Origin of the sequence: Winogradskyella eckloniae (genome assembly GCF_013249045.1) — a bacterium.
In the GTDB taxonomy this organism is placed as follows: domain Bacteria; phylum Bacteroidota; class Bacteroidia; order Flavobacteriales; family Flavobacteriaceae; genus Winogradskyella; species Winogradskyella eckloniae.
This window is the reverse complement of the sequence record NZ_JABRWP010000002.1, coordinates 376558-396890: the sequence shown is the minus strand read 5'-3', so window position 1 is coordinate 396890 and position 20333 is coordinate 376558. Positions and strand designations below refer to the sequence as shown.

At 34.2% G+C, this 20333-nt stretch carries 17 protein-coding genes; 15 read left to right on the top strand and 2 right to left on the bottom strand.

From position 1 onward, the window contains the following. Nucleotides 1-55: 55 nt before the first annotated feature. Together HNV08_RS04670 and HNV08_RS04665 are read right to left on the bottom strand one after the other, a co-directional pair. Nucleotides 56-814: a hypothetical protein gene (locus HNV08_RS04670; protein WP_173280005.1), complete on the bottom strand. Its 759-nt coding sequence runs from the start codon at nucleotides 812-814 to the stop codon at nucleotides 56-58. Nucleotides 815-832: 18 nt separating this feature from the next. Further along, on the bottom strand, nucleotides 833-2128 hold the full coding sequence (locus tag HNV08_RS04665) for a tyrosine-type recombinase/integrase (RefSeq protein ID WP_173280004.1): 1296 nt from the start codon (nucleotides 2126-2128) through the stop codon (nucleotides 833-835). 514 nt (nucleotides 2129-2642) lie between these two features. On the opposite strand from HNV08_RS04665, the gene ilvD reads away from it, so the two are divergent. From ilvD to HNV08_RS04590, 15 genes are all read left to right on the top strand, one after another. Beyond that, complete coding sequence (gene ilvD, locus HNV08_RS04660) at nucleotides 2643-4322, top strand: dihydroxy-acid dehydratase (protein ID WP_173280003.1); 1680 nt, start codon at nucleotides 2643-2645, stop codon at nucleotides 4320-4322. 12 nt (nucleotides 4323-4334) lie between these two features. Continuing rightward, the gene (gene ilvB, locus HNV08_RS04655; RefSeq protein WP_173280002.1) at nucleotides 4335-6071 is read left to right on the top strand and encodes a biosynthetic-type acetolactate synthase large subunit; all 1737 of its coding nucleotides are present in this window, start codon (nucleotides 4335-4337) and stop codon (nucleotides 6069-6071) included. Between the two features lie 100 nt (nucleotides 6072-6171). Continuing rightward, entirely contained in the window at nucleotides 6172-6702 is a 531-nt protein-coding gene (ilvN, locus tag HNV08_RS04650; RefSeq protein ID WP_173280001.1) for an acetolactate synthase small subunit, read from the top strand. Nucleotides 6703-6797: 95 nt separating this feature from the next. Beyond that, nucleotides 6798-8300: a ketol-acid reductoisomerase gene (gene ilvC / locus HNV08_RS04645; RefSeq protein ID WP_173280000.1), complete on the top strand. Its 1503-nt coding sequence runs from the start codon at nucleotides 6798-6800 to the stop codon at nucleotides 8298-8300. 64 nt (nucleotides 8301-8364) lie between these two features. Further along, nucleotides 8365-8655, top strand: coding sequence for an antibiotic biosynthesis monooxygenase family protein (locus tag HNV08_RS04640; RefSeq protein ID WP_173279999.1), 291 nt, complete (start codon nucleotides 8365-8367; stop codon nucleotides 8653-8655). Nucleotides 8656-8687: 32 nt separating this feature from the next. After that, nucleotides 8688-9956 (top strand): threonine ammonia-lyase IlvA, encoded by a 1269-nt coding sequence (gene ilvA, locus HNV08_RS04635; RefSeq protein WP_173279998.1) that lies wholly within the window; start codon nucleotides 8688-8690, stop codon nucleotides 9954-9956. An 11-nt stretch (nucleotides 9957-9967) separates the two neighbouring features. Next, nucleotides 9968-11545 carry an NADP-dependent glyceraldehyde-3-phosphate dehydrogenase gene (locus HNV08_RS04630; protein WP_173279997.1) on the top strand — a complete coding sequence of 526 codons (1578 nt, stop codon included), beginning with the start codon at nucleotides 9968-9970 and terminating at the stop codon, nucleotides 11543-11545. A 424-nt stretch (nucleotides 11546-11969) separates the two neighbouring features. Beyond that, a complete protein-coding gene (locus HNV08_RS04625) occupies nucleotides 11970-12608 on the top strand; it encodes a GNAT family N-acetyltransferase (protein WP_173279996.1) in 639 nt (212 codons plus the stop codon). A 42-nt stretch (nucleotides 12609-12650) separates the two neighbouring features. Continuing rightward, nucleotides 12651-13832: an argininosuccinate synthase gene (locus tag HNV08_RS04620; protein ID WP_173279995.1), complete on the top strand. Its 1182-nt coding sequence runs from the start codon at nucleotides 12651-12653 to the stop codon at nucleotides 13830-13832. A 42-nt stretch (nucleotides 13833-13874) separates the two neighbouring features. After that, nucleotides 13875-14858, top strand: a complete 984-nt coding sequence (gene argC / locus HNV08_RS04615; RefSeq protein ID WP_173279994.1) for an N-acetyl-gamma-glutamyl-phosphate reductase — start codon at nucleotides 13875-13877, stop codon at nucleotides 14856-14858. 170 nt (nucleotides 14859-15028) lie between these two features. Next, the gene (proC, locus tag HNV08_RS04610; protein WP_173279993.1) at nucleotides 15029-15829 is read left to right on the top strand and encodes a pyrroline-5-carboxylate reductase; all 801 of its coding nucleotides are present in this window, start codon (nucleotides 15029-15031) and stop codon (nucleotides 15827-15829) included. 115 nt (nucleotides 15830-15944) lie between these two features. Then, a complete protein-coding gene (locus HNV08_RS04605) occupies nucleotides 15945-17078 on the top strand; it encodes an aspartate aminotransferase family protein (RefSeq protein ID WP_173279992.1) in 1134 nt (377 codons plus the stop codon). Between the two features lie 151 nt (nucleotides 17079-17229). Continuing rightward, the gene (locus HNV08_RS04600; RefSeq protein WP_173279991.1) at nucleotides 17230-18165 is read left to right on the top strand and encodes a Rossmann-fold NAD(P)-binding domain-containing protein; all 936 of its coding nucleotides are present in this window, start codon (nucleotides 17230-17232) and stop codon (nucleotides 18163-18165) included. A 255-nt stretch (nucleotides 18166-18420) separates the two neighbouring features. Further along, complete coding sequence (gene argB / locus HNV08_RS04595; RefSeq protein WP_173279990.1) at nucleotides 18421-19197, top strand: acetylglutamate kinase; 777 nt, start codon at nucleotides 18421-18423, stop codon at nucleotides 19195-19197. Next, the gene (locus HNV08_RS04590) at nucleotides 19194-20255 is read left to right on the top strand and encodes a M20 family metallo-hydrolase (RefSeq protein WP_173279989.1); all 1062 of its coding nucleotides are present in this window, start codon (nucleotides 19194-19196) and stop codon (nucleotides 20253-20255) included. The genes argB and HNV08_RS04590 overlap by 4 nt, the downstream gene beginning before the upstream one ends. The last annotated feature ends 78 nt before the right edge of the window (nucleotides 20256-20333 follow it).

The following is a 20333-nucleotide window of genomic DNA, read 5'->3' as shown; positions in this document are numbered from 1 at the left end:
CAGTTTTTTTTAAAATTTAGGTGTATACGTCAGTTTATAAACAGTATTAAAATAATTATGTTAATCGAGCTGGAGGAATAAGAAAGTTTCTATCATCAAATTTTTGTTTTGCTCCTTTATGTCGCTTATTACCTGGACTGAGATATATTTCTATTGAGCTAGCTGAATCACAATCTTTAATATCAAAAACATCGTAAAGTTCTCGTGCCAATTTACGGCAATTTACATCGCCGTTTCGCGTATCACCTTCCATATAACCTTGCAAAATTAACTCTTGAATAATTACAGCTAACTGAGATGGACCTGCTATCCACTTTAATGGTTTTTTCACTTTTTCATCTTTGTAGTCTAGAATAAAATTATTAATGATTTCAACTCTTTTTGCAAATTCTTTCTGTTTTCTGTTAAAACATGTTTGATGTAACATTAGTGGATAATCTAAATCATAATTTTGTATGACACCTTCACTTTCTGTGAAGCCATTTTCTAACTTTACTTCATTATTATAGCCTCTTCCTTCTAGGAGCACCTGTGCATGGTCAATAATCTCCTCAATTTTAGGTATAACCTCAAAATCAAGAACCGAATAGTAGAGCTCTGGGTCGTTACAATAATCGTAATGATGCTTTAAAAACCCACGAAGTTCTAAAATTCGAGTTTCAAAAAGCAGCAAACGTATAAAGTACTTTAAATAGAAATCGTCAACCAATTTCGGCTCGTAATTACTGTAATTTTTTAGGTTAAACTTATAATCTTTCTTTTCTTGATCTAAACTTGGCAGATCATCGATTGCAAATGCATCTTCGTAATTCATTTATAGGTTATTGAATAATTAATTTTTAAAAAAATCACTATCAGCAATTTTTACAGCTCTTTCTTGAGGTGTAACTTTAATATATTTATAGAACTCTCGTTCTGTAGAATGACCACTAATAGACATAATATCAATTGTTGGCATTTTAGATAAATATGCATTTGTACAAAATGATCTTCGTGCAGTGTGAGAAACAATGAGCTTGTGCTTAGGAACAGTTTCTGATGTCTTTTTTCCACCAACCGTTTTTGTTATTGTGACTTGCTCGTTTATCTCTGCTTTTCTTCCAGCTTCTTTAATGTATTCGTTAATATCTGGATTATTCAATTTACGAGGTGGAAAACCATTATAACGTTGTTCCATGATTTCTTTAACACGTCTATGAATTGGAACATAAACACGCTTATTCGTTTTTTGTTGTTTAAATTCAAATACTTCTTTTCCATTAAAGGTTTTAATTTGGTCTTTAGTAATTCCATTATAATCTGAAACTCTCTGCCCTGTGTAATAGCCAATTAAAAATATATCTCTAGCTAGTTCCCAATCTTTTGTTTTAGACAGGTCTGTTTTATATAAAGCATCTATGTCAGCTTCGGTAAGATAAATAGAAACAGTTTCTTCAGAGACCATTTTAAACTCAGAGTGTTTATATTTAAGATTAGTATTAATTCCATCTTCAGTAGCTCTATTCAAAATAGTTACTAAATTCTTTATATGCTTTCCTATTGTGTTCACAGAATAATTATTATCCTCTAAATATTTTATAAACGTATAATAAAAATTCAAATTAATACTCTCAAAATCTAAATTATAGTTAACACGAGTATTAAATTCTTTTAGTCTATTAACAGTTTGCTTATAAGACCTAATAGTAATTGGGCTTAATTTTACAGCATCAATATTCTTTGCTTGATTTTCTCTTTTTTCAATATAATCATCAGCAAATTCAAAAAAAGTAGTTATCAGCTTGTCGTTGTTTTCATTCTTTCTCACTATTTTAAACAATAGTGATTTCAATATATTCTTATTTTGCTTTTCTAAATCTTCTAATTTAGAAACTGCTTCTACAAATTCTGAAGAGAAGTTCAATAAATCACTATTAACTTTTTCCCTATTTCTTATTGTAGATACTGCTCTAATTCTTTGATATGTTTTATCCCAATTTTTAGGTAAAACCTTATAACCCGTGGCAAATTTTATGCGATTGTTTCTACCAAAACTATAATCTAAAATTATAGAGGTTTCTTTTTTGGCATTACCATCTTTTAATCTATATTTAATCGTTCCCGAAGTTGGTTTAATTGACTTACTCATAATCTCAATTAATGATTTATATAATAAAGGGACAACAAAAGGGACAACATCTCCTTTAATTATTGTTATTACAAAAGTATATAAATTATTTAAAATATCTCACACGTATTATAAATAAAGGGATAAATAGGTTATTATATAAAATAGTATAACACAGGTTCAAGCAAATAATGGTACTGGAGGCACCACCACCAAAACTCGTAACATTCTAAATTTAGAAAGTTGCGAGTTTTTTGGTTTAAAACATTGCACTATCCTTTACCGAAACGCACATTTAGTTTAATTTCTTTAAAAAAAATGTTAAATCGTTAATTTATTGCTTTTAACTATTACTCTTATTTAAAAATTTAAACACGCTTGAACATCATATTAATTCTTATCTAAATCATTGAATTTCACGTATTTAAAACCTCTCTAACACATCTGACTTTAGAAAAAAATTATGAACTTAATTATAAATCCATCGCATATCAAGTAATTTAGTTCCTGCAAATCATTTTTGCCTAAATAAACTATGAGTCAATTAAACAAATACAGCAAAACAGTTACACAAGATCCAACGCAACCAGCAGCACAAGCTATGTTGCATGCTATTGGATTAACCAAAGAAGATTTCTACAAACCCATTGTTGGTATTGCCAGTACAGGATACGAAGGCAACCCTTGCAACATGCACCTTAATGACCTAGCCAAGCTGGTCAAAGAAGGTACAAAAAACAAAGATGTAGTTGGGTTAATTTTTAACACTATTGGTGTTAGTGATGGTATTTCAATGGGAACACCAGGAATGCGATATTCACTACCATCTCGTGATATTATTGCTGACTCTATGGAAACAGTTGTACAAGCGATGAGTTACGATGGACTCGTTACTGTAGTAGGATGTGACAAAAATATGCCTGGTGCGCTCATGGCTATGATTAGACTAAATCGTCCATCAATTTTGGTATATGGAGGCACAATTGATTCAGGTTGTCATAATGGCAAAAAATTAGACGTCGTTTCTGCTTTTGAAGCTTGGGGAAGTAAAGTTGCTGGAACCATGGATGAAGGCGAATATCAGAACATCGTTGAAAAGGCTTGTCCTGGAGCTGGTGCCTGTGGAGGCATGTATACAGCGAACACTATGGCTTCTGCAATAGAAGCTTTAGGAATGACATTACCATTCAATTCTTCAAACCCAGCACTGAGTGAAGAAAAGCAGCAAGAATCTATAAAAGCAGGAGAAGCTTTAAGAGTGTTATTAGAAAAAGACATTAAACCTTCAGATATAATAACAAGAAAATCTCTTGAAAATGCGGTAAGATTAGTCACTATACTAGGAGGCTCTACAAATGCTGTATTACATTTTTTAGCTATCGCAAGAGCGGCTCAAATTGATTTTACACTGAAAGATTTTCAAGATATTAGCGATAACACACCTTTTTTAGCAGATTTAAAACCGAGTGGAAAATATTTAATGGAAGATGTACATGCTGTGGGAGGCATTCCTGCAGTGTTAAAATATCTATTGAAAAAAGGTTTAATTCATGGTGATTGTTTAACGGTTACAGGTAAAACTATTGCAGAAAATTTACTCGATGTTGCAGATTTAACTGAAGGACAAGATGTTATTAAACCGATTGAAGAACCAATTAAGATTTCCGGACACTTACGTATGCTGTATGGCAACTTAGCAACAGAAGGTAGTGTGGCTAAAATCACTGGCAAAGAAGGCCTTTGTTTTAGAGGAAAAGCCAAAGTTTTTGAAGGTGAATATGCAGCAAACGACGGCATTAGAGATGGTTTAGTAGAGAAAGGCGACGTGGTGGTCATTAGATACGAAGGACCAAAAGGAGGACCTGGAATGCCAGAAATGCTAAAACCTACTGCAGCCATAATGGGAGCTGGCTTAGGTAAGGATGTTGCCTTAATTACTGATGGAAGATTTTCGGGCGGAACACATGGTTTTGTTGTAGGACATATCACACCAGAAGCACAAGAAGGCGGCACAATTGCAGTAGTAAAGGATGGCGACATCATTACAATTGATGCTGAAACTAACTCCATTTCCTTAGAAGTATCTGAAGTGGAATTACAACGAAGAAGACAAAAATGGAAAGCACCAGAATTAAAATTTGAACGTGGTGTTCTATATAAATATGCAAAAACAGTTTCATCTGCGTCTAAAGGATGTGTAACGGATGAATTCTAAAAAAAAGCGTAAATGAAAGAAACTCAAACAATAAACAACAATTCTAAAAGCACTAAAACTACAGAAAGAATTTCTGGTAGTGAGGCCGTTATAAAGTGCTTATTAGCTGAAGGTGTTACAACTCTTTATGGTTATCCTGGAGGAGCAATAATGCCTGTGTATGATGAATTATTTAAATATCAAGATCAAATTCATCATGTACTAACGCGTCACGAACAAGGAGCAGCTCACGCCGCTCAAGGTTATGCGCGAATCTCTGGGAAAGTTGGTGTCGCCATGGCAACATCTGGACCAGGAGCTACTAATTTAATTACCGGTATTGCAGATGCTCAAATTGACTCTACGCCTTTAGTCTGCATTACCGGTCAAGTTGGTTCTCATTTACTCGGTAGTGATGCCTTTCAAGAAACTGATATTGTAGGCATATCAACACCTGTTACTAAATGGAACTGCCAAATCACTAAAGCATCTCAAATCCCTGAAGTCTTAGCAAAAGCATTTTATATTGCTAAAAGCGGTAGACCAGGACCTGTTTTAATTGACATTACTAAAGATGCCCAGTTTGAAGAGTTTGATTTCCAGTACAAAAAATGTACTGGTGTTAGAAGCTATAAACCTGTACCAAAAACAGATACATCTGCTTTAAAAGCTGCCGCAGAACTTATGAATAACGCAAAAAAGCCACTTATTGTTTGGGGACAAGGTGTTATTTTAGGTAAAGCAGAAGACGAGTTTAAAGCTATAATAGAAAAATCAGGAATTCCTTCCGCATGGACAATCTTAGGAGCTTCAGCAATTCCGAGCTCACACCATTTAAATGTTGGAATGGTTGGAATGCACGGAAACTATGCACCCAATGTATTAACAAATGAGTGCGATGTATTAATTGCAATCGGAATGCGTTTTGATGACAGAGTTACAGGCAATTTAGCTACTTATGCCAAGCAAGCAAAGATTGTACATTTTGAAATTGATCCAGCAGAAATTGATAAAAACGTAAAAACAGATGTCGCAGTCTTAGGCGATGCTAAATCAAGTCTTAAAGCATTATTACCATTGCTCAACACAAATACACATTCCCAATGGCATCAAAAATTTAAGGATTTATATCAAATAGAATTCGATAAGGTTATTAAAAACGACCTACACCCAACCAAAGACGGTTTAACAATGGGTGAAGTATTGAAAGAAATCAACATACAAACAGAAGGAAAAGCTGCAATAGTTAGTGATGTTGGACAACATCAAATGATCGCTTGTAGATACGCAGAATTTAATGTTAGTAAAAGTAATATAACCTCTGGTGGATTAGGTACCATGGGATTTGCACTACCTGCAGCTATTGGCGCAAAAATGGCAGCTCCAGAACGCGAAGTTATAATGATTGCAGGTGATGGTGGTTACCAAATGAATATTCAAGAATTAGGCACTATTTTTCAACAAAAAGTACCTGTAAAAATAGTTGTATTAAACAATGAATTCCTTGGTATGGTTCGTCAATGGCAACAGCTATTTTTTGATAAACGTTATGCCTCTACAGAAATGGTTAACCCAGACTTTGTAGCTATTGCAAAAGGCTACCAAATAGAAGCACAAAAAGTTTCAGAACGAAAAGATTTAAAAGCAGCCGTAAAAGAAATGATAGATTGTGATGGTCCTTATTTCTTAGAAGTAAGAGTAGAAAAGGAAGACAATGTTTTCCCAATGATTCCGACTGGCGCAAGTGTTTCAGATATAAGATTAGAATAAAATAAGAACAAAGAAACTAGAATAGAGAACATAGGTTTCAAATGCCTTAACGACTAAAAGTCAATTTTCTATTATCTTTTTTCTATTATCTATTAAAAGAATGAGTACAGAGAACAAACAATATACCGTTTCAATATACACGGAAAACAATATAGGATTACTAAATAGAATTTCTGCAATATTCCAAAGAAGACATATAAATATTGAGAGTCTTAACACGTCCCCTTCAGAAATTGAAAGTGTTTCAAGATTTACTATTGTTGTAAACATCACCGAATCTCAGATGAAGAAAATCATCGGTCAAATTGAAAAGCAAGTTGAAGTCATTAAAGCTTTTTACCATACCGAAGATGAAATCATTTATCAAGAATCGTGTTTATTTAAAATTAAATCAGAACTACTATTCGACGAACGACAAATTCAGAATATAATCAAAGAAAGTAATGCCCGAATTGTAACTGTAAACAAGAAATTTTTTGTCCTTGAAAAATCAGGAAGAAAAGAAGAGATAGATCTACTTTATAGGGATTTAAATCAATTTGGTATTATGCAATTTACACGTTCAGGAAGAGTTGCTGTGACTAAAGACGAAATGAAAATATCAACAATGCTTAAAGCATTTCAACACTAAATAAAAAACAAGAGATTAGAAAAAAGAGAATAGAACTAGTTTCATCTTCTCTTTTATAAATTTAATGCTCTCAAATAAAAAAACAACTAGAAACAATGTCAAATTATTTTAACACATTACCATTAAGAGAACAATTAGAGCAATTAGGAAAGTGCCGTTTTATGGACGCTTCAGAATTTGAGGATGGTGTAGACGCTTTAAAAGGAAAAAAAATCGTAATCGTTGGTTGTGGTGCACAAGGACTTAACCAAGGTTTAAATATGAGAGATTCTGGCTTAGATATTTCTTATGCATTACGTCAGGCTGCAATTGACCAGCAACGTGAATCTTACAAAAACGCAACATCTAACGGGTTTACTGTTGGTACGTACGAGGAATTAATACCAACGGCAGACTTAGTGTTAAACTTAACACCAGACAAGCAACACACTAATGTTGTAAATACGGTTATGCCATTAATGAAAAAAGGAGCAACATTAAGTTATTCTCACGGATTTAATATCGTTGAAGAAGGTACACAAATCCGCAAGGATTTAACCGTAATTATGGTAGCACCAAAATGTCCTGGTAGTGAAGTACGTGAAGAGTACAAACGTGGATTTGGTGTACCAACACTTACTGCTGTACACCCAGAAAATGATCCTGAAGGTAAAGGTTGGGCACAAGCCAAAGCCTACGCTGTAGCTACAGGTGGTCACAGAGCTGGTGTGTTAGAATCATCTTTTGTTGCTGAAGTAAAATCTGATTTAATGGGCGAGCAAACTATTCTTTGTGGACTATTACAAACAGGTGCAATATTATCTTTTGACAAAATGGTTGAAGAAGGTATTGAACCAGGTTATGCTGGGAAATTAATTCAATTTGGTTGGGAAACCATTACAGAAGCCTTAAAACATGGTGGAATTACCAACATGATGGATCGCCTATCTAATCCAGCTAAAATTAAGGCGTACCAACTATCAGAAGAATTAAAAGACATTATGCGTCCTTTATTTGAAAAGCATATGGACGATATTATCTCTGGTCACTTCTCTAAAACTATGATGGAAGATTGGGCAAATGATGATGTTAATTTATTATCATGGAGAGCTGCAACAGGTGAAACGGCTTTTGAAAAAACAGCTTTAACATCAGATCATATCTCAGAACAAGAATATTTTGACAATGGTGTTTTATTAGTTGCTTTTGTAAAATCTGGTGTAGAACTTGCTTTTGAAGCGATGACAAGTGCAGGTATTATTGAAGATTCTGCATATTACGAATCACTTCATGAACTTCCATTAATTGCTAACACCATTGCAAGAAAGAAATTATTTGAAATGAACCGTGTAATATCGGACACAGCAGAATACGGTTGTTATTTATTTGACCATGCTTGTAAGCCATTATTATCTGATTTTATGAAAACTGTAGATACAAGTATTATCGGTAAACCATACTCTAATTCAAATGCCGTTGACAATAAAGAATTAATTGCGGTTAATGATGCTATTAGAAATCATCCAATAGAAGCTGTTGGTCAACGTTTACGTTCTGCAATGACAGCAATGAAAGTTATTAAATCTGATGTTGAAGCAAGTGATTCTGTTTTAGCATAAATTATAATCATCCTGTCAGATGGTAATAATCTGACAGGTGGTTTTCTAAAATGCAAAATGAATCATGATATTAGAAGTTGCTATTTTAAACATTAAAGACAATTTAGAAAAGCAATTTGAGATTGACTTTTTAAAAGCAGGACAGTATATCAGTTCAATTAAAGGCTACAAAAGTCATTCAATAAAAAAATGTATTGAGAAAAAAAACAAATACATCTTACTTGTAAATTGGGAAACAATAGAAGATCATAATATAGGATTTAGATCATCTGAAGCTTATAAAAAATGGAAAGCATTATTACACCATTACTATGATCCCTTTCCTAGTGTTGAGCATTATGAAACTGTAATTTAAATATCATATTTCCACTTTTGTGGGAAGAAAACATGGAAGAAACAAAAACCACATACAGACCAACATTAAAGGCTATTGAAGCTGCAGCAGAAAAACTTAGAGGTATTGCTTCTGTAACACCTTTAGTTAAAAATGCGAGGTATTCTAAAAAATTTGGAGCTAATATTTATTTTAAACGTGAGGATTTACAAGAAGTCCGATCTTACAAAATTAGAGGTGCCTATAATAAAATTTCTTCTTTAGATGCTGCTCAAATAGAAAATGGAATTGTATGTGCTAGCGCAGGTAATCATGCTCAAGGGGTTGCCATTTCTTGTAAACTTCTAAAAATACATGGCACCATTTTTATGCCATCACCTACACCTGGCCAAAAAATTGAACAGGTCAAAATGTTTGGCGAAGAATTTATTGATGTAGTTCTAGTTGGAGATACTTTTGATGATGCCTACCATGCAGCCATGCAGCAAAGTGAAGAAATGAGTAAAACATTTGTTCATCCTTTTAATGATGAAAAAGTCATTGAAGGCCAAGCAACAGTCGGATTAGAAATTATTGACCAAGCAAAAGAACATCCTATTGATTATGTTTTTGTTCCTGTTGGTGGTGGTGGATTAGCGTCTGGTTTATCTTCTGTTTTTAAACTATTGTCACCTCAAACAAAAATCATTAGTGTAGAACCCAAAGGTGCTGCTGCTATGCTCACTTCTATTAGAGCAAATGAAAATATTAAATTAGAATCCATAGATAACTTTGTAGATGGCGCTGCTGTAAAACGCGTTGGCGATTTAAATTTTGCAATTTGTAAAGAAAATCTACATCGTGTTGTAACTGTTGATGAAGGCAAAATATGCCAAACTATATTAGAATTATATAATAAAGATGCCATTGTTGCTGAGCCAGCAGGAGCATTAAGTCTCTCTGCTTTAGAACAGTTTAAAGACGAGATAAAAGGCAAAAATATAGTCTGTGTTATTAGTGGAAGCAATAATGACATTACACGTACTGCAGAAATCAAAGAACGTGCACTACTCTACGCTAACCTAAAGCACTATTTCATTGTTAAATTTCCACAACGTACAGGTGCTCTACGAGATTTTGTTGTCGATATTTTAGGACCAAACGATGACATCACTCACTTTGAGTATACCAAAAAAGCAAATAGAGAAAATGATGTTGCCGTCGTTGGTATAGAATTGAAGTCTCCTGAAGATTTAGAACCATTAATTACAAAAATGAAGCTTCATAATTTCTTTGGAGATTACCTTAATGACAAACCCGATTTATTTCAGTTTTTAGTCTAATACAAACAAAAATGAATATTCCAAAACAGTTTCAAATCAACACGTTAGTAGAACAAAACACCTATTTAACAGAAGGTGCTTTAATACCTTGGAGAGGAGAAACCTCAAAAGTATATTCAAGCATATCATCTACCACAGACTACCAACCCACATTATTAGGCACAATACCAACATTAGGAAAAAAAGAAGCACTGCGTGCATTAGACTCAGCGGTTTCGGCATACAATAAAGGGCAAGGCTTATGGCCAACCATGAAAGTTGTAGACCGCATTGCTTGTATGGAAAAGTTTGTAGAACAAATGAAAACCAAACGTGCTGACGTTGTAAAATTATTAATGTGGGAAATTGGAAAGAACCTACCAGATTCTGAAAAAGAATTTGATAGAACTGTAGAATACATATATGATACTATTGAAGATTACAAGCAAATGGATCGCGATAGCGCTAAATTTGAAAAAAGTTCTGGTGTCAATGCTCATATTAGACGAGGCCCATTAGGTGTTGTACTTTGCTTAGGACCTTATAACTACCCACTAAATGAAACATTTGCGTTATTAATTCCTGCTTTAATCATGGGGAACACAGCTGTTTTTAAACCGGCAAAGCATGGTGTTTTACTAATTTCTCCATTATTAGAAGCGTTTAGGGATAGCTTTCCAAAAGGCGTTGTTAATATTATATACGGACGTGGAAGAACAGTAGCCGCACCAATTATGCAATCAGGAAAAGTGGACGTTTTGGCTTTAATTGGTAACAGTAAGTCGGCAAACGCGCTACAAAACCAACACCCAAAAAGTAATAGATTACGTTTAGTTTTAGGGCTTGAGGCCAAAAATCCAGCAATAGTACTTCCAGATGCAGACTTGGATCTAGCCATAGATGAATGTATTGCAGGTACCACATCTTTTAATGGTCAACGTTGTACGGCATTAAAAGTATTATACGTTCACGAAGATATCATAGAAGAATTCAATAAACGGTTTTCTGCAAAAGTCGATGCGCTTAAATTTGCAAACCCATGGGAAGATGGTGCAAAATTAACACCTTTACCAGAACCAGATAAGCCTATATATATACAAGGTTTAATTGATGATGCTATTGAAAAAGGCGCAAAGATTATTAATAACAAAGGTGGCGAAACCACTGAAAATTATATATTCCCAGCAGTTTTATATCCTGTTACCAAGGAAATGAGAGTGTTTCAAGAAGAACAATTTGGACCTGTAATTCCTGTGGTACCATTTTCCAATATCGATGAACCATTAGATGACATGGCAGAATCTAACTATGGACAACAAGTTAGTCTATTTGGCAAGGATGTAAAAACGCTAGCACCTTTAATAGATACACTTGTAAATTTAGTCTGTAGAGTCAACCTAAACAGTTCATGCCAACGTGGACCAGATGTCTATCCATTTACAGGGAGAAAAGATTCAGCAGTTGCAACACTTAGTGTTCATGATGCTTTACGTTCTTTTTCAATTAGAACTTTTGTAGCCTCTAAAGACAACGCTTACAATAACACAATTTTAAAAGAATTAATGAACTCGGAAGCCTCAAACTTTGTAAGCACTGATTATATTCTATAAATTAATGAACTGCAAAGCCATTATTGCTGAAAGATTTACAATTTATTTTGATAGAATTATGAATTTCATAAATTTTTTAAAAATCAACAAATAATAGGGCAATTATTAAATATTAATTCTAAATTTACATTATGTTAATTCAAAAAAATAAAATAGAAAGACCCACAAGCTTGTTTACTAACAGGCGACGTCGCTAATGGCACTCTACCTTAAAACCATTTAGTTAATCTTTTATTTTTTTACATTGAACAATTCACAACACATACTTAGAAATTTAGTACTACCCATTTCAAATAGAAATACGTTACGCCGTGGACTTAATCGTCGCCCGTAAGGGTATACAATTATTATTAGAACTAAGGTGTGTCCGGTTCTACATTCAAACAAAACAAATTGCATTTTTTAATATTAAAACTCAATTACAATGAAAATTGTTATTGCTGATAAATCACATAGCATATACGCAGAAACGATATGTAACACCATTGCAGATGCCGCTCAAGTAAGAGGTACTGGAATAGCCAAACGTAAACCAGAGTATATCATTTCTAAAATGGAAAATGGTAACGCTGTTATTGCTTTAGATGGTGATAAATTTGCAGGTTTCTGCTACATAGAAGCATGGAGTCATGGCAAATTTGTTGCCAATTCTGGCTTAATTGTACATCCAGATTTTAGAAACTTAGGACTGGCTAAAAAAATTAAGAAAGTCATTTTTGAACACTCTAGAACCAAATTTCCAGATGCTAAAGTTTTTAGTATCACCACAGGTTTAGCGGTTATGAAAATGAATAGTGAATTAGGCTATAAACCTGTTACATTCTCAGAATTAACTGATGACCAATCATTTTGGAAAGGCTGTCAAACTTGTAAAAATTTCGATGTTTTAACAAGAACTGAGCAAAAAATGTGCTTATGTACAGGTATGTTATACGATCCTCAAAAAACTGAAGAACCAAAACCCAAAGCACACAATTACGATAAAAAAGCATGGACAAGGTTGAAAAATTTAAAGCAAACCATGTTCCTTAAAAAGGATAAAAAAGATGAATCGAGCATTTAAATGCGAATACATTTTACAATTGAAAAACAATAAAAGCGAAAAATGAGTAAGAAATTAGTTATAGCATATAGTGGTGGATTAGACACATCCTATTGCGCAGTAAGTTTAAGTAAAGCAGGTTACGATGTCCATGCCGTAAGTGTAAATACTGGAGGTTTTTCTGTTGAAGAAATTGCCACTATTGAGCAAAATGCTTATAAAATGGGAGTATCTACTTATAAAAACATTGATGCCGTAGCTTCTTATTACGACAAGGTAATTAAGTATTTAATCTTCGGAAATGTACTAAAGAATAACACCTATCCCCTTTCAGTAAGTGCCGAACGTATTATTCAAGCCATAGAAATTATAGAATATGCAAAAAGTATCGATGCTGAATACATAGCTCACGGAAGTACAGGCGCAGGAAACGACCAAGTGCGTTTTGATATGATTTTTCAAACCTTAGCACCAAACATTAAAATTATAACACCAATTAGAGATGGCAGTTTAAGCAGACAAGAAGAAATTGATTACCTCAAAGAAAACGGTATCGATATGTCTTGGGAAAAAGCAAAATACTCCGTCAACAAAGGACTTTGGGGAACTAGTGTTGGTGGTTCTGAAACCTTAACCTCTAACAAACCTTTACCAGAATCAGCATTTCCTTCGCAATTAAAACATAGCGAACCAGAGAAAGTAGTACTTACCTTTTCTAAAGGCGAATTGGTAGCTATTAACGGGGAAGAAAACAGCCCAGAAATCAACATCGAAGTGCTAAATAATTTAGCATCAGCCTATGCCATCGGAAGAGATATTCATGTTGGAGACACTATTGTTGGTATCAAAGGACGCGTTGGATTTGAAGCAGCTGCTGCCTTGATTATTATAAAAGCACATCATTTATTAGAGAAGCATACGCTAACCAAATGGCAATTACAGCACAAAGATTATATGTCTAATTTTTATGGTATGCATTTGCACGAAGGTCAATATTTAGACCCAGTAATGCGCGACATGGAAGCCTTCTTACAGAGTAGTCAAGACAAAGTTACAGGCGATGTTTTTGTAACCTTAAAACCTTATCACTTCGATTTAGATGGTATTTCATCTCAACACGATTTAATGAGTGCTAAATTTGGAAGTTATGGTGAAGAAAACAAAGGCTGGACAGCAGATGAAGCCAAAGGATTTATTAAGATTGTAGGTAACCAAAATAAGATTTATCAGCAGGTAAATAGTTAAAAATCCTGCAAGGATTTCAAACCCTTGTAGGTATTTAAGATTATGAAAAAATTAGAAATAGGAATCATTGGAGGAGCAGGTTATACCGCAGGAGAGTTAATTAGGTTATTAATTAACCATCCTAAAACTAACCTCAATTTTGTATTTAGCACCTCTAATGCAGGCAACAAAATTCATAAAATCCATCAAGATTTAATTGGTTCTACAGACTTAGAATTTACGAGCAACATCAATTCGGAGGTCGATGTCTTATTCTTGTGTTTAGGCCATGGAAATTCTACTGCTTTTCTTGAAAACAACACATTTTCAGATCACACTAAAATCATCGATTTAAGTAATGATTTCAGATTAGTAGCTAATAAAAATTTTGAAGGAAAAGAATTCGTTTACGGCTTGCCAGAATTGAATAAAGACGCTATAAAACAAGCAAATTACATCGCTAATCCTGGTTGTTTTGCAACAGCATTACAATTAGCTATTTTGCCTTTAGCGGCAAATGGTTTACTAACAAATGATGTACATATAAATGCGGTAACTGGAGCAACTGGAGCAGGAACATCCTTATCTGCTACAACGCATTTTACGTGGAGAGATAATAATTTTTCGCATTACAAAGCCTTTAATCATCAGCATTTAGGAGAAATCAACCAAACGGTAAAACAATTACAAAGTAGCTTTAAATCAGAAATCAACTTTATGCCCAATAGAGGCGATTTTTCTAGAGGAATTTTTGCAACAACGTATACAAAATATGAAGGCTCTATAGACGACGCAAAAGCACTGTACAAAGCGTATTATAAAGACGCAGCATTTACTATTGTTTCAGATGAAAGCATATTTTTAAAGCAAGTAGTAAATACCAACAAATGTATAATTAGCCTTGAAAAACACGGCAATAAATTATTAATCACAAGTACCATTGATAATTTATTAAAAGGTGCTTCGGGTGCTGCAGTACAAAACATGAATCTTATGTTTGGTTTTGAAGAGACCGAAGGTTTAGAATTAAAGGCGAATTATTTTTAAACTTCTGTCATTCCTTCGAAAGCAGGAATACTTAAAGAACAAAAATTAAAAACAAAATAGATTCTTGCCTTTGCAGGAATGACAAAAAAAAAGTAGAAAAATAAACCAAGTAACATTAATGAGTTTGAGTGCATAAAAACACTATCAACCATACACTAATTACTAAAAAGATGAAAATAGCAATCATAGGAACAGGAAACTTAGGAAAGTCCATCGCAAAAGGGCTCATCACTAACAACGCTATAACCACATTGTATTTAACCAAACGTAACTTGGACGATATTCAAGATTTACAAGGGTATAAAAATGTGCATTTAACCAGCGATAATATTGAAGCCGTAAAGCAATCCGATATTCTAATATTTGCTATTCAACCCAGACATTTTGAAACGATATTAAACGATATTAAACCGTTTTTAACAGAAAAACACGTTTTAATTTCAACCATAACCGGATTCCTTATTCCTAAAATCGAAGCTATTGTTGGCGCAGACCAATTCATCATTAGAGCCATGCCAAATACAGCTATTGCCGTTGGAAAATCTATGACCTGTATGTGTAGCAATGAAAAAGGTGCAAAACGCCTTAAAATTGCAGAAGCGATTTTTGATAGATTAGGACATACGTTAGCGATACCAGAATCGCAAATGCAAGCGGCTACTGTAGTTTGCGCAAGTGGTATTGCCTTTTGGATGCGATTAATCCGTGCAACAACACAAGCCGCAATTCAGTTAGGGTTTGATTCCAAAGAAGCACAAGAATTAGCCATGTACACTAGTGAAGGCGCTGCTAGTTTATTAATTACAAACGGCAATCATCCTGAAGAAGAAATAGATAGAGTTACCACACCTAAAGGCTGTACTATTGAAGGACTCAACGAAATGGAACACAAAGGACTGAGTTCATCTCTAATTCAAGGCATGGTGGCTTCATTTAATAAGATAAATAATATAAAAAAGGAACAGATTTAGTATATCCTTCTAAAAATCACAAATCCTGAAAGGTCTCTTTTTGACCTTATAGGTATGAAATAACAATCTATACCTACAACGTTTTTAAAACCTTGCAGGATAAAGCAACAACAATATGAGTTTATTTAATGTTTACCCACTTTTCGACATTACACCAGTAAGCGCCAAAGACATCTACGTTTACGATGATAAAGATGTCGAATATTTAGATTTATATGGTGGACACGCAGTCATTTCTATAGGACATTCGCATCCAAAATATGTTTCTGCTATTTCCAATCAAGTCAGCAAACTTGGTTTTTATAGTAATGCCATTCAAAACCCAATGCAAGTTGAATTAGCAGATAAGCTTGAAGCTTTATCTGGCTGCAAAGATTACCAGTTGTTTTTATGTAATTCTGGTGCCGAAGCCAACGAGAATGCTTTAAAATTGGCATCCTTTCATAATGGTAAATCCAAAGTGTTAGCCTTTAAAAATTCGTTTCATGGTAGAACATCTGCGGCTGTCGCTGCTACTGACAATCCAAAAATTGTAGCACCTTTAAACGCACAACAACAAGTTGATTTTATAGAATTAGGAGATTTAGATGCTGCTGAAGCTATTTTAAAACAAAACGAAACTTGCGCTGTTATTGTTGAGTTTATTCAAGGTGTTGGTGGATTAGACCAAAGCACAACGGCATTTTACCAAGGTTTAGATAAGCTTTGCAAACACTACAATACAGCATTAATTGCAGACGAAGTACAATCTGGTTTTGGAAGAACAGGCGACTTTTTTGCCTACCAAAAACATAACATAACACCAGATATTATTTCTATAGCCAAAAGCATGGGAAATGGATTTCCGGTTGGAGGCATTTTAATTCATCCTTCGATTAAAGCGTCTTTTGGTTTATTAGGAACTACATTTGGTGGTAATCATTTAGCATGTGCTGCTACGCTTTCAGTTTTAGAAGTTTTAGAAGAAGAAAAACTGATGGAAAATGCTAAAATGATTTCAGACTATTTTCAAGAAAAAGCAAAGACCTTACCAAATTTAAAATCAATTAAAGGACGTGGATTAATGTTAGGTTTAGAATTCGATTTCCCAATTTCAGACTTACGGAAGAAGTTAATTTTTGACCATCATGTCTTTACAGGAAGTGCTAAAAATCCTAATTTATTAAGAATTCTTCCACCATTAACCATTCAGAAAAAGCATATTGATGTGTTTTTTGAGGCGTTAGAACAAGAATTAAAAATATTATAACATGAAACTGTGAAAAAACACCCCTAAAGCCCCTTCAAGGGGACAATACACTCAGACGAATTGAACTATTGTCCCCTTGAGGAGACTTTAGAGATGTTAACTTAGAATTAAAGTATAATTAAAAAGATTCCTGCTTTCGCAGAAAGTGAACATGAAAAACTACACCAAAATAAAAGATATTTCTAACCTATCTGAAACCATAAAGGATGCCATTTTACTAAAAATGAACCCTTTTGAATTTCAAGATTTAGGAAAACACAAAACCTTAGTGATGCTCTTTTTTAATTCGAGTTTAAGAACCCGATTAAGCACCGAAAAAGCAGCAAAAAACTTAGGCATGGAAGTGATGATTTTAAACATCAACGACGCTTGGAATTTAGAGTTTGAAGATGGCACTATCATGAATATGGATAAATCGGAGCACATTAAAGAAGCCGCACAAGTGATTTCGCAATATGCAGATATTATTGCAGTACGTGCATTTCCAACTTTACAAGATAAAGCTAAAGATGAATCGGAATACATTCTAAATAACTTTAAAAAATATGCCACTGTGCCAATTGTAAACATGGAAAGCGCAACAGCACATCCATTACAAGCCTTGGCAGATGCTATAACCATTACCGAACTTACTGAAAAAGTAAAACCAAAAGTAGTATTGTCTTGGGCACCACATCCAAAAGCATTACCACAAGCGGTTGCCAATTCGTTTGTAGAAATGATGCAAAAACTGGAAGTAGATTTAACCATAACACATCCTGAAGGTTACGAATTAAATAAAGAAATCACTAAAAACACACCCATAAATCACAATCAAGAAGACGCTTTAAAAGACGCCGATTTTGTGTACGTTAAAAACTGGAGTAGCTATAACGATTACGGAAAAGTATTAAACCAAGACCACAATTGGATGCTTACTAAAGCTAAGTTAGGACATGCGAAATTTATGCATTGCCTGCCTGTAAGACGAAACGTAATTGTAGAAGATGCAGTTTTAGACAGCGAACAATCCGTAGTTATTAAACAAGCAAACAATAGAACCTATGCTGCACAAGTAGTATTGAAGCAGATTTTGGAGGGTTTATAAAAAATTATGTCCGACCTGCACGGTTTAAAAACCTTGTAGGTCTAATGCATTGTCATTCCTGCGCAAGCTGGAATCTATAACCAACAAATGTGGATTCCCGTTTTCACGGGAATGACAAAGGTTTATAAATAAATTCAGACCTCGCAGGTTTCAAAAACCTAGCAGGTCTAATGCATTGTCATTCCTGCGCAAGCTGGAATCTATACTATCAATTGTGGATTCCTGCCTACGCAGGACTGACAAAAAAATAACGAAATGAAAACAATAAAAGTCATAAAAATAGGTGGAAACATCATCGATAACGAAGAAGCCTTAGCTGCATTTCTTAAAGATTTTGCCACTATAGCTGGACCAAAAGTTTTGGTGCATGGTGGTGGAAAAATAGCCACTAAATTAGCCAAACAAATGCATGTACCTGTGAAAATGACTGAAGGCAGACGTATTACTGACGCAGCGACTTTAGACATTATTACTATGGTTTATGCAGGTAAAATCAATAAAAACATTGTAGCTCAATTACAGGCGCATCACTGTAACACTATTGGTTTTTCTGGAGCAGATGGCAACACTATTGTATCCGAAAAACGACCAGTAAAAACCATAGATTACGGTTTTGTTGGTGATGTAAAAAAAGTAAACACAGACGCTTTAGAAGTTTTACTGAATAATAACATTACACCAGTATTTTGCGCAATTTCACATGATGAAAATGGACAATTACTCAATACCAATGCAGACACCATTGCTTCAGAATTAGCGATTGGGTTGTCTCCCATTTTCAACACCGAATTATACTATTGTTTTGAGAAAAACGGTGTGCTCGAAGACGTAGAAAATGAGGATTCCGTTATCGAAAACATCAATACAGAAAGCTATAAAATTTTAAAAGAAAACAATATCATATTCGAAGGCATGTTACCTAAGTTAGATAATTGCTTTCATGCTATACATAAAAACGTTCAAAAAGTTTGTATCGGAAAATCAGAGATGCTTTTCCATACTCATAACAAACATACAACCATCACAAAATGATAAAAAGCCTTACTACAGAAGCCATTGCTTTACTTAAGCAACTTATAGAAACACAATCATTCTCATCAGAAGAAGATAACACGGCATTGCTCATTGAAAATTGGTTCACAACACATCATATCCCTTTTAAAAGGAATAATCATAACGTATGGTCTACCAACAAATATTTCGATGAGAGCAAGCCAACCTTGTTATTAAACTCGCATCACGATACGGTAAAACCAAACAACGGTTACACCAAAGACCCATTTAAAGCCATTGTAGAAGATGGAAAATTATACGGTTTAGGCAGTAATGATGCAGGTGGTTGTTTGGTCTCATTAATTGCCACGTTCACTTATTTTTACGATAAAAAAGACCTCAACTACAACTTAGTTATTGTGGCTTCTGCTGAAGAAGAAAGCAGTGGACCAAATGGATTGAACAGCATGTTGAGTATCATTCCAAAAGTTGATGTTGCTATTGTTGGTGAGCCAACTTTAATGAATTTAGCCATTGCTGAAAAAGGTTTAGTCGTATTTGACGCTAAAGTAAAAGGAACGGCTAGCCATGCTGCACATCCAAATAAAGACAATTCAATTTATAACACTATTGATGTTTTAAAATGGTTTCAAGAGTATAAATTTGAAAGAAAATCGCCAGTTTTAGGCGATGTAAAAATGACCGTTACACAAATTAACGCAGGTAAACAACATAATGCTGTTCCTGCAGAAGTAGATTTAGTTGTTGATGTGCGTGTGAATGACAAATACACCAATCAAGAAATTGCAGATATTTTAACTCAGAAATCGCCATGTTCTAGTATTACTGCTAGAAGTTTACGATTAAATTCGTCCTCAATTTCTAGTAATCATGAATTGGTAGAAGCTGGCATTGAATTAGGAAGAGAAACTTACGGTTCACCTACACTATCAGACCAATCTGTATTAACTTGTCAGTCCTTAAAATTAGGACCAGGAGACAGCACGCGTTCGCACACAGCAGATGAATTTATTTATTTGGCTGAAATTGAGGAAGGTGTTGATTTGTATATTAAGTTGTTGGAGAAGGTATTGTAAGGTGCTGTCATTCCTGCGAAAGCAGGAATCCACACACAAACTGAAATTTAAAAACAGATTCCTGCCTCCGCAGGAATG

What these genes read in the sequence shown, in the direction of transcription:
- ilvA (WP_173279998.1), top strand. Translation starts at nt 8,688, where the DNA reads ATGGAAGAAACAAAAACCACATACAGACCAACATTAAAGGCTATTGAA.
- ilvD (WP_173280003.1), top strand. Translation starts at nt 2,643, where the DNA reads ATGAGTCAATTAAACAAATACAGCAAAACAGTTACACAAGATCCAACG.
- HNV08_RS04620 (WP_173279995.1), top strand. Translation starts at nt 12,651, where the DNA reads ATGAGTAAGAAATTAGTTATAGCATATAGTGGTGGATTAGACACATCC.
- ilvN (WP_173280001.1), top strand. Translation starts at nt 6,172, where the DNA reads ATGAGTACAGAGAACAAACAATATACCGTTTCAATATACACGGAAAAC.
- ilvB (WP_173280002.1), top strand. Translation starts at nt 4,335, where the DNA reads ATGAAAGAAACTCAAACAATAAACAACAATTCTAAAAGCACTAAAACT.
- HNV08_RS04605 (WP_173279992.1), top strand. Translation starts at nt 15,945, where the DNA reads ATGAGTTTATTTAATGTTTACCCACTTTTCGACATTACACCAGTAAGC.
- HNV08_RS04590 (WP_173279989.1), top strand. Translation starts at nt 19,194, where the DNA reads ATGATAAAAAGCCTTACTACAGAAGCCATTGCTTTACTTAAGCAACTT.
- ilvC (WP_173280000.1), top strand. Translation starts at nt 6,798, where the DNA reads ATGTCAAATTATTTTAACACATTACCATTAAGAGAACAATTAGAGCAA.
- proC (WP_173279993.1), top strand. Translation starts at nt 15,029, where the DNA reads ATGAAAATAGCAATCATAGGAACAGGAAACTTAGGAAAGTCCATCGCA.
- HNV08_RS04670 (WP_173280005.1), bottom strand. Translation starts at nt 814, where the DNA reads ATGAATTACGAAGATGCATTTGCAATCGATGATCTGCCAAGTTTAGAT.
- HNV08_RS04630 (WP_173279997.1), top strand. Translation starts at nt 9,968, where the DNA reads ATGAATATTCCAAAACAGTTTCAAATCAACACGTTAGTAGAACAAAAC.
- HNV08_RS04665 (WP_173280004.1), bottom strand. Translation starts at nt 2,128, where the DNA reads ATGAGTAAGTCAATTAAACCAACTTCGGGAACGATTAAATATAGATTA.
- argC (WP_173279994.1), top strand. Translation starts at nt 13,875, where the DNA reads ATGAAAAAATTAGAAATAGGAATCATTGGAGGAGCAGGTTATACCGCA.
- argB (WP_173279990.1), top strand. Translation starts at nt 18,421, where the DNA reads ATGAAAACAATAAAAGTCATAAAAATAGGTGGAAACATCATCGATAAC.
- HNV08_RS04625 (WP_173279996.1), top strand. Translation starts at nt 11,970, where the DNA reads ATGAAAATTGTTATTGCTGATAAATCACATAGCATATACGCAGAAACG.
- HNV08_RS04640 (WP_173279999.1), top strand. Translation starts at nt 8,365, where the DNA reads ATGATATTAGAAGTTGCTATTTTAAACATTAAAGACAATTTAGAAAAG.
- HNV08_RS04600 (WP_173279991.1), top strand. Translation starts at nt 17,230, where the DNA reads ATGAAAAACTACACCAAAATAAAAGATATTTCTAACCTATCTGAAACC.